The organism is Streptococcus sp. HMSC072G04, from assembly GCF_001813295.1.
Taxonomy (GTDB): Bacteria; Bacillota; Bacilli; order Lactobacillales; family Streptococcaceae; genus Streptococcus.
Genome location: NZ_KV812009.1, coordinates 17,404 through 17,682 on the forward strand (window position 1 = coordinate 17,404; position 279 = coordinate 17,682).

1 pseudogene is annotated in these 279 nt (G+C 38.7%); it reads right to left on the minus strand.

From position 1 onward, the window contains the following. Window positions 1–151: 151 nt before the first annotated feature. Window positions 152–279 (minus strand): annotated as a pseudogene (locus HMPREF2904_RS11330) (30S ribosomal protein S4); the annotation flags it as partial.

The window sequence follows — 279 nt, forward strand, 5'->3', positions numbered from 1 at the left end:
CATCTACTCAATACCGAGAAACCCTATGAACTGGCCCAAGCCATCAAAGAGTTTGTTGCTGGATTTTAATCTGAACAAACCCAGAAATCAACGGTTTAAGACAAAACAAAAAGCCCACTGTAGTAGGCTTTTTGCAAGTTTTTTCTTGAAATTAAAGCATTTTGTTGTAGAATTCAACGACAAGTGCTTCGTTGATTTCTGGGTTGATTTCATCACGTTCTGGAAGACGTGTCAATGAACCTTCCAATTTGTCAGCATCGAATGATACAAATGCTGGAC